We start from the raw sequence: 14890 nt of genomic DNA, 5'->3' as shown, positions 1-14890 counted from the left end.
AGGAACAGTCGTTACAAAGCTGGAACCATTATAATACAAACCTCTCCCACATTCAACCCAAATCGACGGAAAGAGAAAAACCGGTCTATCTTTTAACAGCAGGAGGAACACACTATGAAACAGTACAAGGTCGGCGTGATCGGCGGAACCGGCATGGTGGGCCAGCGCTTCATCACGCTGCTGGAGCAGCACCCCTGGTTTCAGCTGACGGCTGTCGCCGCCAGCGCCCGCAGCGCCGAAAAAACATATGAGGAGGCGGTGGGCAGCCGCTGGGCCATGGAGACCCCCCTGCCCCAGGAGGCCAGGAACCTGGTGGTCCTGGACGCCCAGGCCGACGCGGAAAAAATGGCGGAGCAGGTGGACTTCTGTTTCTGTGCCGTGGATATGAACAAAGAGGAAATCCGGGCCCTTGAGGAGCGCTATGCCAAACTGGAGTGCCCCATCGTCTCCAACAACTCCGCCAACCGCTGGACCGCCGACGTGCCCATGGTGGTGCCGGAGATCAACGCGGACCATATCCAGATTATCGAGGCCCAGCGCAGACGCCTGGGCACCAAACGGGGCTTTATCGCCGTGAAATCCAACTGCTCTCTCCAGAGCTATGTCCCCGCCCTGCATCCCCTTCTGAAATACGGCCTGGACAGGGCCCTGGTCTGCACCTATCAGGCCATTTCCGGCGCAGGCAAGACCTTTGAGCGCTGGCCGGAGATGGTGGACAACTGCATCCCCTACATCGGCGGCGAGGAGGAGAAAAGCGAGCAGGAGCCCCTGAAGCTCTGGGGCAGCATCCGGGACGGGGAAATCGTCAAGGCTACCGGTCCCGCCATCACGGCCCAGTGCTTCCGGGTGGCCTGCCTGGACGGCCACATGGCGGCGGTGTTCGTGAAGTTCCAGGAGGGAAAAAAGCCGTCTATCGAGGAAATCAAGGCCGACTGGGCCGCCTTCCGGGGCCCCGCCCAGGAGCTGGACCTTCCTTCCGCCCCCAGGCAGTTCCTGCACTATTTTGAGGAGCCCGACCGGCCCCAGACCCGTCTGGACCGGGGCCTTGAAAAGGGTATGGCCATCTCCCTGGGCCGTCTCCGGGAGGACAGCCAATATGACTATAAATTCGTGGGTCTCAGCCACAATACCCTCCGGGGCGCCGCCGGCGGCGCGGTGCTGCTGGCCGAACTGCTGTGCGCCAAGGGATACATCGAGGCAGACTGAGGCATTCATATCTCTACTATCTACAAAAGAGGCGTCCGCGAACTGCGCGGACGCCCTTTTCAGTCAGGCGGTGAGCGGGGCTCTTCCCCCGCCGCCCCTGCGGCTTCATTCTTTAAGAAAGGCGGTCGTTTCATGAAGCATCCGATTTTTACAGGGTCTGCCGCGGCCATCGTCACCCCGTTTTCCGAGGAGGGCGTGAATCTCACGGCTCTGGGGGAGCTGCTGGACTTCCAGCTGGAAAACGGGACCGACGCCATTGTGGTCTGCGGCACCACCGGAGAGGCAAGCGCCATGACGGAGTCCGAGCGTCAGGAGACCATCGGCTTCTGTGTCCGCCACGTAGGCGGCCGGGTGCCGGTGATTGCCGGCACCGGCTCCAACAGCACCGCCAGGGCCGTGGAGCAGTCCCAGGCGGCGGAGCGCCTGGGTGCGGACGCTCTGCTGGTGGTGACCCCCTACTACAACAAAGCCACCCAGGCGGGCCTGCTCCGCCACTATCAGACCATCGCCGCCGCCGTCTCCACCCCCATCATCCTCTATAATGTCCCCTCCCGCACCGGGGTCTCCATCGCCCCGGAGACCTACGCCGCCCTGTCGGAGCTGTCCAACATCGCAGGCGTAAAAGAGGCCTCCGGAAACCTGGGGGCCATCCAGCGGACCCGGAACCTCTGCCCGCCGGACTTCTGCATCTGGTCCGGCAATGACGACGAGACGGTTCCCATCTGCGCCCTGGGCGGTCTGGGAGTCATCTCCGTGGCGGCCAACGTCCTTCCGGCGGAGATGCACCGGCTGGTCCGGCTCTGCCAGCAGAACGACTTCGCCGCCGCCGGGGTCCTGCAGCTCCAGCTGAAGGACTTCTGCGACGCCATGTTCTGCGAGGTGAACCCCATCCCGGTGAAAACCGCCCTGGCCCTGCTGGGCTGGAAGGTGGGCGAGCTCCGCTCCCCCATGTGTCCCCCCTCCCCGGAGCATCTGGAGCACATCAAATCCGTTCTAACTCAGTACGGGCTGACTGTGTAAAGGAGAAACGCCGTCCATCTTTCCGGGCGGCGTTTTTCTTCATTCCGCCGTCCGTATCCCCTCCCAGTAAGGATTGAGTCCCGATGCCGTGATACCCTCGTTGACTCCCTCCGTCCGCGCCAAAAAACGCCCGTCCGGGGACAGGGCCTTCCCCTCCAGAACCGCCGTTTCGGCGGCGGCTTCTTCCGGCAGATTCTCCGGCAGGCGCTCCGTCCCTGCCTCGCCGCAGGCCGCCAGCAGCAGACACAGCGCCAGTGTCAGCCCCCTCCCTCTGAACCTCATGAAAACGCCCTCCCTCTCTGTTTTCCAACAGTATAGGAAGGGCGTTTTTCCATTGCAACCACAATCCGGTAACAGTTTTCAGACTTTACAGACGTTCCAGCCTGGCCCGGAAGGAGATTTTCCGGGGGGTGTTGATGCCGTCAAACTGGACGATGTAGGCGGAGCGGTCCAGGTCCGCCCCCGTCACCGTGCCGGGGCCGAACACGGCGTGCCGCACCCGCTGTCCCGCCGGGAGGACAGCGGACTCGCTCTCCGGCATCCACCGGAGACTGTTCTCAATGGCGCGCCGCGCCTCCTCCACCAGTCCGGCCCGGGGCGGGTGCGTCAGGGTCAGGCAGTCCGGGTCGATATCCAGCAGGAACCGGGAGGGATACCGGGGGGACCCGTCCAGATTCCGGCCCTCGGCCTCGGAGAGATACAGCCCCTGTTCCGCCCGGGTCATAGCCACAAAGGCCAGCCGCCGTTCCTCCTCCATGGCGTCCTGGGTGCGGGTCCGGCGGGAGGGAAACACCCCTTCGTTCATGCCGCAGAGAAACACGTGGGGAAACTCCAGCCCCTTGGCGGCGTGGACGGTCATGAGCTTCACCCGGTCCCCCTGCTCCGCGGCGTCGCCGTTGGTGAACAGGGCCGCGTGAGCCAGGTAATGCTCCAGGGTGCATTCCTCGCCGCAGGTGGTCTCAAAGACGTAAACCGACTGCTTCAGCTCCGCCAGATTGTCCAGCCGCTCCTGACTCCCCTCGGTGCGCAGCATCCGTTCATAGCCGCTTCGGTCCAGGATATTGGAGAGGACCTCGGAGACCGGCCTCCCGCCGCTGGAGGCGGAAAAAGCGTCCACCAGCTTCACAAACTTCTCCGCTCCTGTTCCCTTGAATAGGGGGTCCTCCAGATGCTGCTTCAGCGTCTGATAAAGCGTGTTTCCCGTCTCCGCCGCCCGGTCCCGCAAGAAGGCCATCCGCCGTTTTCCCAGATTCCGCTTGGGCACGTTGGCAATCCGCAGAAAGGACAAATCATCCTGGAGGGCGATCATCCGCAGATAGGCCAGGGCGTCCCTGATTTCCATGCGGCCAAAAAACTGGGTGCCGCTGTAAATGGTATAGGGAATCTCTTCCCCCATCAAAACCTCCTCCACCTGGCGGGTCACATAGTGGGCCCGGTAAAGAACGGCGATGTCCCGGTATGGAGTCCCGGCCTCCCAAAGGGCCTTGATCTGCCCGGCAATCCAGCGGGCCTCCTCCTCCGCGTCGGAGGCGTAATGACAGAGCACCGGCGGCCCCGGCGGCAGCGTGGGCCGCAGCTCTTTCCTGACCCGCAGGCTGTTCCTGGCAATCAGGGAATTTGCCGCCGCCAGAATCTGAGGCGTGGAACGGTAATTTTCCGTCATCAGAACGGTATGTGCCGGGGAAAACACCTGGTCAAAGTTCAGCAGATACCTGATGTCGGCTCCCCGCCAGGTATAAATGGTCTGGTCCGGGTCCCCCACCACAAAGAGATTTTTATGATAGCCGCAGAGAACCTCCATCAGCTGGTATTGCAGACTGTCGATATCCTGAAACTCGTCAATCATGATGTATTCCAGCCGCTCCTGCCACTTGTGCCGGGCGGCTTCGTTCTCCGCGAATATGTACAGGGAGAACTTGATTAAATCGTTGTAGTCCAGCCCGAAGCATTTTTTCTCCTGATAGAGGTATCCATAGAAAATGATGTCCTCGGCCCGCTCGGCCGCCAGGTACTTGTTCCGCAGCACATCCAGGGACAGCGTAATCAAATCCAGGTAATAGTCCGGTTCCTTGAAAAGCTTCCGAACCTCAATCATGTTGCGGGCCATGCCATAGGTCATGTCCCGAAGGGTCAGGCTCCGTTCCTCATAGATGATCTGAAGCATGGCGTCAATATCGGCGTTGTCCAGCACCAGAAAGCTCCGCGGATAGCCCACCGCATGGCTGTCCTCCTGAAGAATGGAGACACAGAACCCGTGGAAGGTGTTGATATAGCCGGTGTCGTTATCCCCTGTCAGGGCGTGTATCCGCTGGCGCATCTCGTTGGCGGATTTATTGGTGAAGGTGACGCAGAGGATATTCCCCGGCAGAATGCCCACCTCGTTGACCAGATAGGCAAACCGGTGCGACAGCGCCCGTGTCTTGCCGGAGCCTGCGCCCGCAATCACCCGGACATAGCCCTCCGTGGCCGTGACCGCCTCCCGCTGCGCTCCGTTCAGACCCTCCAATATCTCCGGCATAGGTCCCCCCTTCCGGCTCCCGGTCAGTCCGCATTTCCGCCCGAAAAGGCGGCTGTCTTCCCTGAGCCCTGTTGGCAGTAAACGTTACGATTATCATAGCAGAAGTTCGGATAGAACACAAGTGCTATTATTTCTGAATTTTATGGGACCCTCCCGCTTTTATGGTCCGTCCCCAATCGCCTCCGCAGGCAGAGTCATTGCCATGGTGCTGTTTCCACGTGCCGGGGTTTTGACCGGTCTCCGAAGGACAGAGGGCGCCCTCTGTCAGCTCCGATGACAGCCCTTTTTCTAAAAAAGACGCCGCCCCCCATAAGACAGCCGCCCAGGCAGAAGGAGCCCGGCATATGTATCTTCAGTTTCCGGCGAAAAAAGGGCCCCTGCCCGGTTTTGCAATCGGGAAGGGGCCTTTTTGTGAGGAGCCGTTCATTTCTTCGGGCGGTCTGCCTCCGCTGGCGGCCGGCCTTATTTAAGACGCCCCAGGGCGGAGACTACAGCGCTCTCCTGCGCGGCCTTTCCCGGGAAAACCCTTACCGGCAGGCGCAGCAGCATTCCTCGTAATTCTCCGGCATCCGAACGGTGTTGGGGGGAAAGAACTCACCCACCGGGAAGGAGATGTTGCGGAAAATGCCGCAGGGGTCCTCGTTCCCCGTGCCGCAGGCGCACTCCTTATCGGGCATGCAGTAGTCATACACCGGAACCAGCAGCTGAGAATCCCGCTCCAGCCGGACGATGGAGAACTGGCCCAGGGTGACATAGATGCGGCGGCTGTCGTCCCCGCTGGAGAGCTCGCCGTTGAAGCAGCTGTTGACGAAGGAGGGCACCTCGCACAGGTCGCAGTCACACTCCCGCTTGCCGCAGCAGTCCATGAGCCGGGCGTCCAGAACGATGGGGTCCACCGCCTCCACCACGGCCACAGGGAGATTGGAGCGGCTCATGAGCTGAAGATCCGGCTCACCGGTGCGGAGCTCAGAGGAAAAGATCTTGGCGTTGCCCTCGCTGCCGAAGAGAATGGCCCGCTTGTCAAACACGCACAGGCCTTCCACGGTGACGGGGGCGGGGCAGCTGAGGTAGGCCTGGAGGGTCACGGAGTAGAAGAAGCGCATATCTACGGTGTAGAAGCCCCGGTTGAAGCTGACGGGCTCCACATCCACGTAGACATACAGCAGTCTGGCGCTGCCGCCCTTTACGGACAGGGCGCGGTTGATGACGTCCACATACTGGAGCTTGGGATAGAAACGAAGGTCCTCGATGCAGTCTTTATCTCTGCAGGAATCATAAATCTTCCTGGTATGGATGCAAACCGCCTCGCGGATGCCGCTGAGATCCGACACGGGACCGGGCATAACTTTTTCGGGCATTGCAATAACCTCCTGATAAGTAACTGAGTGAAGGGGCGGTCCCTTCATTCCAGTGTATGCGCAGGGGCTCAAGAGGTGAAAGAGCCGCCCGGCGGGCGGCCCAATCCAGTTTCTGCCTGGAACCGTTCACAGCGAAGAACCACTGTCCGGGCGGTTCCCGCCCCTTTCCATTGCGCCGCAGTCCCTCCGGATTGCGGGGGAACTCCGGGAAGCAATCCCGCCCGGCCATGATTCCAGCGGTTTTGGCGCTCACTCATATTTCAGCGTGCTGACCTTGGGGGAAATCAGACAGATATAGCTCTTCCCCTGCCCCAGTGTCAGAGGCGTCCCATCCTCCAGGGTATAGACAAAGGGGCTGTTCCGGTCCTCCCGGCTCCATTGAATCGCCGCGGCCTTTCCTCCGCAGAAGAAGGTCCCCTTCCCCTCCCCCACGGTTTTCACCCGCTGGCGCGCCTCGCTGTCAATGACGGAAATGGAGGTCTCCAGCACCAGCACATTGGTGGCCGCCACCTGCATGCCCGTGGCGGCGTCCACGTGGTTTTCGCCGTACTGGCCCGCCAGATACTGGCCCACAGCGGGCTCATAGTCAAAGGTTCCGGTCTTGTATGTGGAAAAGCGCAGTGTAATGTGCTCCGCCCTCTCGCCGCCGGCGGGGGTTCCGTCCTGGGCAAAGTGCAGGGCCTCTTCCCATCCGTCCCGGTGCTCCGTGTCAAAGCGGCCCTGGTCCAGATAGGCCTGTATCTTCTCGCCGGAGGTAATCAGACTGTGTTCATAGCCATTGTTCCTCTGCCGGTCCCGATCCCGCCAGAAAATTTCCGCGTCGCTGCCGCCCCGGACTCCGTCCATATTGTCCACCTTCCAGCTGTAAATATCGGAATAGGCCTCTTGGCTGCCACCGGCGTGGATCAGCAGGGCGTCGTGCCCCAGGGCCAGCTCAATGTAATAGGGCCGGGTGGACCGGATGCTGCCCAGGGTCCCTATGCCGTCCATGGTCTGATAGAGGCCCAGCATCCGGGTGATGCCCCCCTCGGCGGTGACCTCATAGATGATGTCCGCCTGGGAGATGCCCAGCTGGGGCTGAGCCGCCTTCAGATTGTTCAGCATCACCGCCACCGGGCGCTTCTCCTCGTCCTCCGGCTCCATGGGCAGACCGGTCAGGGGGTTGGTTCCCGCCGGGACGTAAGGAGGCTCCGGCTCCGGCTCGGGTTCCGGTTCGGGCTCCGGATTCTCCACAGGGGTCTGGACCGGCGGCTCCTCCGTCTCCTCTTTGCCGCAGCCCGTGAGAGAGAGCAGCATGGCCGCCGCCAGCCAAAACGCAAGCATCCTTGTCTTCATGTTCCCCCGCCTTTCAAAGGTTTTTCCTATCATAGCAATCCGCGGGAGGAACGTCAAGGTGCTTTTTCCCAAATTTCGACAAAGTTCACAAAAACGCCGCCGGACTTGTGTTTTCGTCCGGAGGGATGTATAATGGGAAAAAAACAAGCGAGGTGCCCGCTATGCCCGGTTTCATTCAGGACAAGCTGGAAATTAAGTTTCTGATTCTCTACATCACCGCCCGGGTCATCGAGCCCATTCCCTTTGACACCGTACTGGACCTGACCCTCTGCGACGACGCCATCGACTATTTCGACTTCTCCGACTGCCTGGCCGATCTGGTCCGCACGGAGCATCTCACACTCGAAAACGACCTCTACGCCATCACCGCCAAGGGACGGCGGAACAGCCAGATCTGCGAGTCCAGCCTGCCCTACTCCGTGCGGCTGCGCTGCGACCGGAACCTCTCGGAGTGGAACCGGCGGCTCCGGCGGAAAAACCAGGTCCGGGCCGTCACGGAAAAGCGGCCCAACGGAACCTATACGGTCAAGCTGGCCCTGGACGACGATATGGGCAGCGTCATGGACCTGCGGCTCATGGTCGTTCGGGAGGACATGGCCAAGGTGCTGGCGGAAAAGTTCCGGAAAGCGCCGGAAAAGCTCTACGGGGATCTCATTCAGGTCCTGCTGAAGGAGGACGAATAAGAAAGGAGACTGTCGAAAAAACGGATTGCTTTTAGTTTTCGGAAAGGAAGATAGTATGAAAGAAACCCATCAGGGGTGTCTTTCATGTTCAATCAATAAGTTTACAAAACTTTTTTGAAGTTTTGTAAACTTGCTCAGCCTGTCGAAAAGACTTTTTCGACAGGCTGAAAGGACTCAGCCCCCGGCTGAGTCCTTTCTTATTGCCGTTTTTTTCTCTACCGGACCACCACGTTTTCCTCTCCCAGGGTGTCCCGCGCCTCCTGAACCAGGGCCTTGTGGAGCAGCACCCGTGTGACATAGATTTTCCGGGTGTCCGCCATGCGCATTTTCACCGGCGTCGTACCGGGAAACATGGAAAACACCAGCTTCATATGACGGAGAGAGGGGTGCTCCAGGGACGGGAATTTCAGGAACAGAACCTCTCCCGCCTCCTGCCGGTCCGGTCTCGCCCCCCGCGCCGGTTCCGGCAGACCGGCTTCGGCATTGGCCAGAGGATAGGCCGTGTCGCACATCAGCTGCGGGGCCTTCTCGTCCCGGACGGAGAGACGGCCCTTTGCCGTAATGGCCTCCCCCTCCCGCAGATAGGAGCCGCAGGTGTCCAGGGTCCGGCTGAAGCACAGCATTTCTATGGAGCCGGTTTCATCCTCCAGGGTGACATAGGCCATCAGCGAGTTGTTCCTGGTGGTCTTGGTCTTGCTGGAGGCCACAACCCCCGCCAGGGTGACCTGCTGGCCGTCGGCAAAGCGGCTGGGCCCGTTCTCCTGGGCCAGGTCCTGAGTAATGGACCCCACAGCGGGGATTTGCAGACGGCGGACAATGTCCCGGTAGGCGTCCATGGGATGTCCGGAGAGATAGAGCCCCGTGGCCCCCTTCTCCATGCTCAGCAGCTCCTGGGGGGTAAATTCCGGGATATCCGGAAGAGGCGCTTCCTCCGCCTGGGTCCCGCCGTCCTCCGCGGCCATGGAGAAGAAATCCATCTGGCCCTCCAGATTCTGGCGCTGCCGGTTGGCGGCGGCGTCCAGCACGGTTTCATAGACCCGCAGCAGCTGGGAGCGGCGTGCGCCGGAGGCGTCAAAGGCGCCGGAGCGAATCAGGTTTTCCAGGGCCCGCTTGTTGACGTCGCTGCCGGTCATGCGGCGGCAGAAGTCATGGAGAGAGGTAAAGGGCCCCTTCTCCTCCCGCTCTCTCATGACTGTCTGTATGAAGCCCCGGCCAATGTTCTTGATGGCGGCCAGGCCGAAGCGGATCCCGTCCGCCTCGACGGTGAAACGGTCGGTGGAGCGGTTGATGTCCGGCGGCAGCAGAGGGATGCCGCTGTCCCGGCACTCTTTAATATACACCTTGATTTTGTCGGTGTTGTTCAGCACCGACGTCAGCAGAGCCGCGATATACTCCCGGGGGAAATGGCACTTGAACCAGGCCGTCTGATAGGCCAGCACCGCATAGGAAACGGCGTGGGCCTTGTTGAAGGCGTACTCGGCAAAATCGTAGATTTTATTGTAGATAATCTGGGCTGTCTTCTCCGGAACCCCTCTCGCCACACAGCCTGTAATGTTTCTCTCCTTGTCACCGTGGAGGAAGGCCTCCCGCTCGCTCTCAATCTCCTCCACGTGCTTTTTGCTCATGGCCCGGCGCACCATGTCCGCCTGGCCCAGGGAGTAGCCCGCCAGCTCCTGAAAGATTTTGATGACCTGCTCCTGATAGACGATGCAGCCGTAGGTATTGGAGAGGATGGGTTCCAGCAGCGGGTGATCGTAGCGGACCTTCTCCGGATTTTTGGCGCTCTCCAGAAACTGGGGAATGGAATCCATGGGGCCGGGGCGGAACAGGGCGATGATGGCGGTGATGTCCTCGATGCTCCGGGGCCCCAGGCGGGTGCAGAGGTCCGTCATGCCCCCGGATTCCATCTGAAACACGCCGGAGGTTTTTCCGGCGGAGAGCATGGCGTAGGTGTCCGGGTCGTTCTCCGGGATGTCCTCCAGGCGGAAGTCCGGACGCTCCTCCTGGAGCATCTTCACCGCGTCGTCCAGCACCGTCAAATTCCGCAGGCCCAGGAAGTCCATCTTCAAAAGGCCCAGCTTCTCCAAGGTGTCCTTTTCATACTGGCAGACCACGGTGTCGTCGTTTTTGGACAGGGGCACGTACTCCACCACAGGCAGCTTGGTAATCACCACGCCGGCGGCGTGGGTGGAGGCGTTCCGGGGCATTCCCTCCAGCTTTTTGGCGGTGTCAATCAGCCGGGCCACGTCGGGGTCGGACTCGCACATGTCCCGAAGGGGCTTGGAGAGGGTCAGGGCCCGCTCCAGCGTGATGGATTTGTTGCCGTCCCGCTGGGGAATCTGCTTGGCGATGGCGTCCACGTCGGCATAGGACAGACCCATCACCCGCCCCACGTCCCGCACCGCCGCCCGGGCGGCCATGGTGCCGAAGGTGACGATCTGGGCCACCCGGTCGGCGCCGTATTTCCGGCGGACGTAGTCAATCACCTCGTCCCGGCGGGTATCGGCAAAGTCCATGTCGATATCCGGCATGCTCACACGCTCCGGGTTCAGGAAGCGCTCGAAATAGAGATCGTACTTCTCCGGGTCCACGTCGGTGATGCGGAGGCAGTAGCTCACCACGCTGCCTGCCGCGCTGCCCCGGCCCGGGCCCACGGGGATGTCCACCCCTTTGGCGTAGCGCACGAAGTCGGAGACAATCAGGAAATAGTCCGTGAAGCCCATCCGGCGGATCATGTCCAGCTCGTAGTCCAGCTGGCCCCGGTGGCTCTCGTCGTCTCCGTAGCGCTCCCGGTAGCCCTCGTCGCAGAGCTTTTTCAGGTAGCTGTAGCTGTCATAGCCCTCCGGCAGCTGGAATTCCGGCAGGTGATACTTGCCGAACACGAAGTCCTTATGGCACATCTCCGCGATTTTGACCGTGTTTTCCAGGGCCCCCTCATAGCCGCCGAACAGCGCTTCCATCTCCGCCTCGCTGCGGAGGTAGAAATTCCGGGGCTCGTAGCGCATCCGGTTCTCGTCGTCCAGGGTCTTGCCGGTCTGGATACAGAGGAGAACGTCGTGGGTCTCCGCGTCCTCCTTCCGGAGATAGTGGGCGTCGTTGGTGCAGACCATGGGCAGGCCCGTCTCCTGATGGAGCCGCAGGATGCCCTGATTCACCGTCCGCTGTTCCCGGATGCCGTGGTCCTGGAGCTCCAGGTAAAAGCGGTCCGGGCCGAAGAGCTCCCCCATCTCCACCGCGTAGGCCCTGGCGGCCTCATACTCCCCGTTCCGGAGCCGCCGGGGAATCTCCCCCGCCAGACAGGCCGACAGGGCAATCAGACCCTCGTGGTGCTCCCGCAGAAGCGCCTTGTCAATTCGGGGACGGATATAGTGCCCCTCGGTCCAGGCTGCGGAGACCAGGAAGGAGAGATTCCGGTAGCCTGTCTCGTTCTCGCAGAGCAGCACCAGATGCCGGCTCTCGGAGTCGAATTCATGCTCCTTCTGGAGGCGGGAGCGGCCCTGGGGCGTCACATAGACCTCGCAGCCGATGATAGGCTTGACGCCTGCGTCCTTACAGGCCTTGTAGAATTCCACAGCGCCGTACATGACGCCGTGGTCCGTAATGGCACAGGCCGTCTGTCCCATCTCCCTGACAACCCTGGGCAGCTCCTTGATGCGGCATGCGCCGTCCAGCAGACTGTATTCCGTGTGGACGTGCAGATGGACGAAGGCCATGGTCTCTCACCCTTTCTTACTCTTTCTTGCTCTTTCTTGTTCTATTTCTTCGGCGCTCCCCCCGCCCGGAGGCGCAGCAGGGCCTTGACGTCCTCCAGCACCTCCGGAGAGGTCAGGTCCATCATCAGCCAGCGGCCCATCTTCGACGAGGCTGTACGCCGGTACAGGGTCCGGGTCGCCTCCGTACAGGTCAGAAGCACACCTTCCGCCGCCGCCTCGTCCTTGGGGGCCACGGAGACCATGGCCGTCACGTAGCCCGGGCGGAGGTACACGGTGGTCAGGGCCTTGCTCCCCTTTTTGAATTTCACGTTCCACCCCGGTTCCAGACCGCAGCGGCTGTACTCCATCCGGGGTTCTGCGCCGTAGGCTTCTTTCAGATAAGCCCGCAGCGACTGCCAGAGGGGGCTGTCCGCATAGCGGTCCAGCTCTTCCAGTGAGGGCTGCCGGTCCATGGGAAACAGCTGGGCCCAGTTTGTCGTGTTCGTCATAAATGGCGGTTCTCCTTATCATTTTTGCCGTCTGCGTTCCCGGCAATGGCGGCTTCCCAGCGGAGGCAGACAATGCCTGTCCATCCGGGCAAGCGCAGGCCCCTTTTTACCCATAAAGTAACTTCGGCTTACAGCAATTGCGGCGTCATGGGTTTGGGGTCAAAGCTCTTCCGCCAGCTCCACCAGCTTCCGCAGCCGGTGGTTCAGGCAGGACTTCGTCACCGGCGGGTCGAACTCCTCCGCCAGCTCGGAAAGGGTCAGCTCCGGATACTCCAGCCGCAGAGCCGCCGTCTGCTGGAGCTTGTCTGGCAGCTCTATCAGGCGGCCCGCCGCCTGGAGCTTCCGGATGGCCTCCCCCTGGCTCCGGGCGGCCTCCACCGCTTTGTCCAGGTTGGCGCTGTCGCAGTTCAGGCGGCGGTTCACGTCGTTCCGCAGGTCCTTTTCCAGCTTGGCGGACATCAGCTTCATGGCCGCCACCGGCGCGCCGATGAGGGTCAGAAAGTCCTCAATCTGGTGGCTCTGCTTGAAATAGGTCACGAAGCTGCCATTCCGGCTCATGCCCTTGGATTGATAGCCGCTTTCCCGCAGCAACGCTCCCAGCTCCCGGCTGGCCTGCAAATGGGAGCTGGTGAGCTCCAGATGATAGTGCTTCAGGGGGTCCGTTACGCTGCCCCCGGCAAAAAAACAGCCCCGCAGAAACGCGGCCCGGCAGCAGTCCTCTTCTACCATGGCGAAATTGATATGCAGAGCCAGGTTCTGCCGGGGCTCATAGCCCAGGAGGTTAATCATGTGGTCCAGCTTTTTTTGTGCGTGAATCTGAAAGACCATCTTGCCGCCGGGCTCCCCGCCGGAGGGCTCCGGCTGGCGGTCAAAGCGGACGTCAAAGGCCCGCTGAAAGAGCCTGGGCAGCCGGGCGGCCAGGTTCTCGTTGGCTGTGATGATGCGGACCTCCGAGGCGCTGAAGGTATGGCAGTAGAGCAGGATGCCGTAGGCCTCCGCCCTGGCACAGCAGAGCTTCTGCACCGGCAGGCGGCAAAGCTCGTTTTTCGTGTCGAAAGAAAAAGACATCTCGCGGCTCCTTTTCGGCGGCGCTATGTAGCGCGCCAGCCGACCTCCTTGGCAATTCTTTTGATCTGCTTGATAAACCGGTTGTTCCGGTACTCCTCCGGAATATCACGGCCGGCTGTGGCGGCCCAGCGGTAAATCAGCTCAATGCTCCCGTAATTTCTTTCAAACAGACGGGCGTACATCAGGCAGTTTTCTTTCGTCGGCGCATCCTTCAAAATCACACGAAGCTCCTTGTCCTCCCACTTCTTTCTGTGGTTTCGGTGCGGCAGCGACTGGTAATACTCAATCTGATGGTCCATCAGAGTCTTTTTGACCAGCGCAGCCTTTTTCTCCTCGGTCAGACCCTCCACGTCCTGATTCAGCAGCTCCCGCAAAGCCAGCTTATATTCCGATCTTGTCATCCGGCGTCTCCTTTCTGTTTCCCGGGGCGTCCGTCCGCTTAACGGGCGCCTCTTTTCCGCTCCACCCGGAAGGCGTCGCCGCCTCCGGGGCCGCCGGCAATGCGGACGCTCCGCTCCGCGTGAAGCAGAATCAGCTCCCGGGCCAGGTGCTCCGGCTGGTGGCGGACGAAGCCGTCCTCTACCATGGCGATGGGGCGGCTCACCAGCTCCACCCCCAGGGCGGCGCAGCGGTCCGTGTCATAGCGCAGCATCTCCGCCCCCTCCTCGGCATAACGGGCGGCCACGGCCCTGGGAACGGGAGAGGAGTTCACCAGGCACACGTCAAAGAGGTGGTCCGCCGAGTGCTTGAAAATAGCGGCGATGTGGTCCGAAGCCGTATAGCCCTCCGTCTCCCCCTCCTGGGTCATGACGTTGCAGACGTAGACCTTCAGCGCCGGGGAATTTTGGATTGCCTCCACGATGCCGTCCACCAGCAGATTGGGAATGATGCTGGTATACAGGCTGCCGGGCCCCAGGAGAATCATGTCCGCTCCGGCAATGGCGGCCAGGGCCTCCGGCAGGGGCCTGGGCCGCTCCGGCAGCAGCCGGACCCGGGTGATGCGGCAGTCCTCTTTTTTCTTGCAGTAAAAAATCTTCGACTCCCCTACCACCGACGCGCCGTTTTCAAACTCCGCTTCCAGCCGCACATCGGCGGTGGTCACAGGCAGAACCCGGCCGGTGATGGCCAGGACCTCGCTCATGCGGCGCACCGCCGTGTCAAAGCTGGGGGAAATGCCGTTCAGCGCCGCCAGGAAGAGGTTCCCGAAGCTCTGGCCCGCCAGGCTCCCCTCGGAAAAGCGGTAGTCGATGAGCTCGCTCAGCAGGGGTTCCGTGTTGGCCAGAGCCAGGAGACAGTTCCGGATATCGCCGGGGGGCGGCATCCCCAGGTCCTGACGCAAAGCGCCGGAGCCACCGCCGTCGTCCGCCACCGTGACGATGGCGGAGAGGTTTTCCGTGTACTCCTTCAGTCCCCGCAGCATGTTGGACAGGCCGTGTCCGCCGCCGATGGCGGCAATCTTCGGTCCCCGGCTCCGGGGGACCCGATAGGGCTTCATCTCCAT

The 14890-nt window shown here is 61.5% G+C and carries 13 protein-coding genes; 4 read left to right on the top strand and 9 right to left on the bottom strand.

Features of this window, described 5'->3' with window-relative positions; genetic code table 11:
- The first annotated feature begins 114 nt into the window (after nt 1-114).
- Nucleotides 115-1206, top strand: coding sequence for an aspartate-semialdehyde dehydrogenase (asd, locus tag Q0063_RS05245; protein WP_297870928.1), 1092 nt, complete (start codon nt 115-117; stop codon nt 1204-1206).
- 132 nt (nt 1207-1338) lie between these two features.
- Complete coding sequence (gene dapA, locus Q0063_RS05240; protein ID WP_297870927.1) at nt 1339-2226, top strand: 4-hydroxy-tetrahydrodipicolinate synthase; 888 nt, start codon at nt 1339-1341, stop codon at nt 2224-2226.
- Nucleotides 2227-2265: 39 nt separating this feature from the next.
- On the opposite strand, the gene Q0063_RS05235 is transcribed toward dapA, so the two are convergent.
- The gene (locus tag Q0063_RS05235; protein WP_297870926.1) at nt 2266-2508 is read right to left on the bottom strand and encodes a hypothetical protein; all 243 of its coding nucleotides are present in this window, start codon (nt 2506-2508) and stop codon (nt 2266-2268) included.
- 85 nt (nt 2509-2593) lie between these two features.
- The gene (locus tag Q0063_RS05230; RefSeq protein ID WP_297870925.1) at nt 2594-4744 is read right to left on the bottom strand and encodes an ATP-dependent helicase; all 2151 of its coding nucleotides are present in this window, start codon (nt 4742-4744) and stop codon (nt 2594-2596) included.
- A 344-nt stretch (nt 4745-5088) separates the two neighbouring features.
- Between Q0063_RS05230 and Q0063_RS05225 the strand changes: the two genes are divergently transcribed.
- Entirely contained in the window at nt 5089-5214 is a 126-nt protein-coding gene (locus tag Q0063_RS05225; protein ID WP_297870924.1) for a hypothetical protein, read from the top strand.
- Nucleotides 5215-5271: 57 nt separating this feature from the next.
- On the opposite strand, the gene Q0063_RS05220 is transcribed toward Q0063_RS05225, so the two are convergent.
- Together Q0063_RS05220 and Q0063_RS05215 are read right to left on the bottom strand one after the other, a co-directional pair.
- Complete coding sequence (locus Q0063_RS05220) at nt 5272-6102, bottom strand: hypothetical protein (protein WP_297870923.1); 831 nt, start codon at nt 6100-6102, stop codon at nt 5272-5274.
- Nucleotides 6103-6351: 249 nt separating this feature from the next.
- Nucleotides 6352-7437, bottom strand: coding sequence for a DUF3048 domain-containing protein (locus Q0063_RS05215; protein ID WP_297870922.1), 1086 nt, complete (start codon nt 7435-7437; stop codon nt 6352-6354).
- A 161-nt stretch (nt 7438-7598) separates the two neighbouring features.
- Between Q0063_RS05215 and Q0063_RS05210 the strand changes: the two genes are divergently transcribed.
- Nucleotides 7599-8120 (top strand): DUF4364 family protein, encoded by a 522-nt coding sequence (locus tag Q0063_RS05210; RefSeq protein ID WP_297870921.1) that lies wholly within the window; start codon nt 7599-7601, stop codon nt 8118-8120.
- Nucleotides 8121-8335: 215 nt separating this feature from the next.
- On the opposite strand, the gene Q0063_RS05205 is transcribed toward Q0063_RS05210, so the two are convergent.
- From Q0063_RS05205 to yvcK, 5 genes are all read right to left on the bottom strand, one after another.
- Entirely contained in the window at nt 8336-11833 is a 3498-nt protein-coding gene (locus Q0063_RS05205; RefSeq protein WP_297870920.1) for a DNA polymerase III subunit alpha, read from the bottom strand.
- Between the two features lie 41 nt (nt 11834-11874).
- Nucleotides 11875-12321: a DUF3788 domain-containing protein gene (locus Q0063_RS05200; RefSeq protein ID WP_297870919.1), complete on the bottom strand. Its 447-nt coding sequence runs from the start codon at nt 12319-12321 to the stop codon at nt 11875-11877.
- Nucleotides 12322-12480: 159 nt separating this feature from the next.
- Nucleotides 12481-13389, bottom strand: a complete 909-nt coding sequence (whiA, locus tag Q0063_RS05195) for a DNA-binding protein WhiA (protein WP_297870918.1) — start codon at nt 13387-13389, stop codon at nt 12481-12483.
- 23 nt (nt 13390-13412) lie between these two features.
- Nucleotides 13413-13790 carry a hypothetical protein gene (locus Q0063_RS05190; protein ID WP_297870917.1) on the bottom strand — a complete coding sequence of 126 codons (378 nt, stop codon included), beginning with the start codon at nt 13788-13790 and terminating at the stop codon, nt 13413-13415.
- Nucleotides 13791-13828: 38 nt separating this feature from the next.
- Nucleotides 13829-14890, bottom strand: a complete 1062-nt coding sequence (gene yvcK, locus Q0063_RS05185) for a gluconeogenesis factor YvcK family protein (protein WP_297870916.1) — start codon at nt 14888-14890, stop codon at nt 13829-13831.

It is taken from the genome of uncultured Oscillibacter sp. (genome assembly GCF_947654275.1).
Lineage (GTDB): Bacteria > Bacillota > Clostridia > Oscillospirales > Oscillospiraceae > Oscillibacter.
This window is presented reverse-complemented; position numbering and strand designations above follow the sequence as displayed.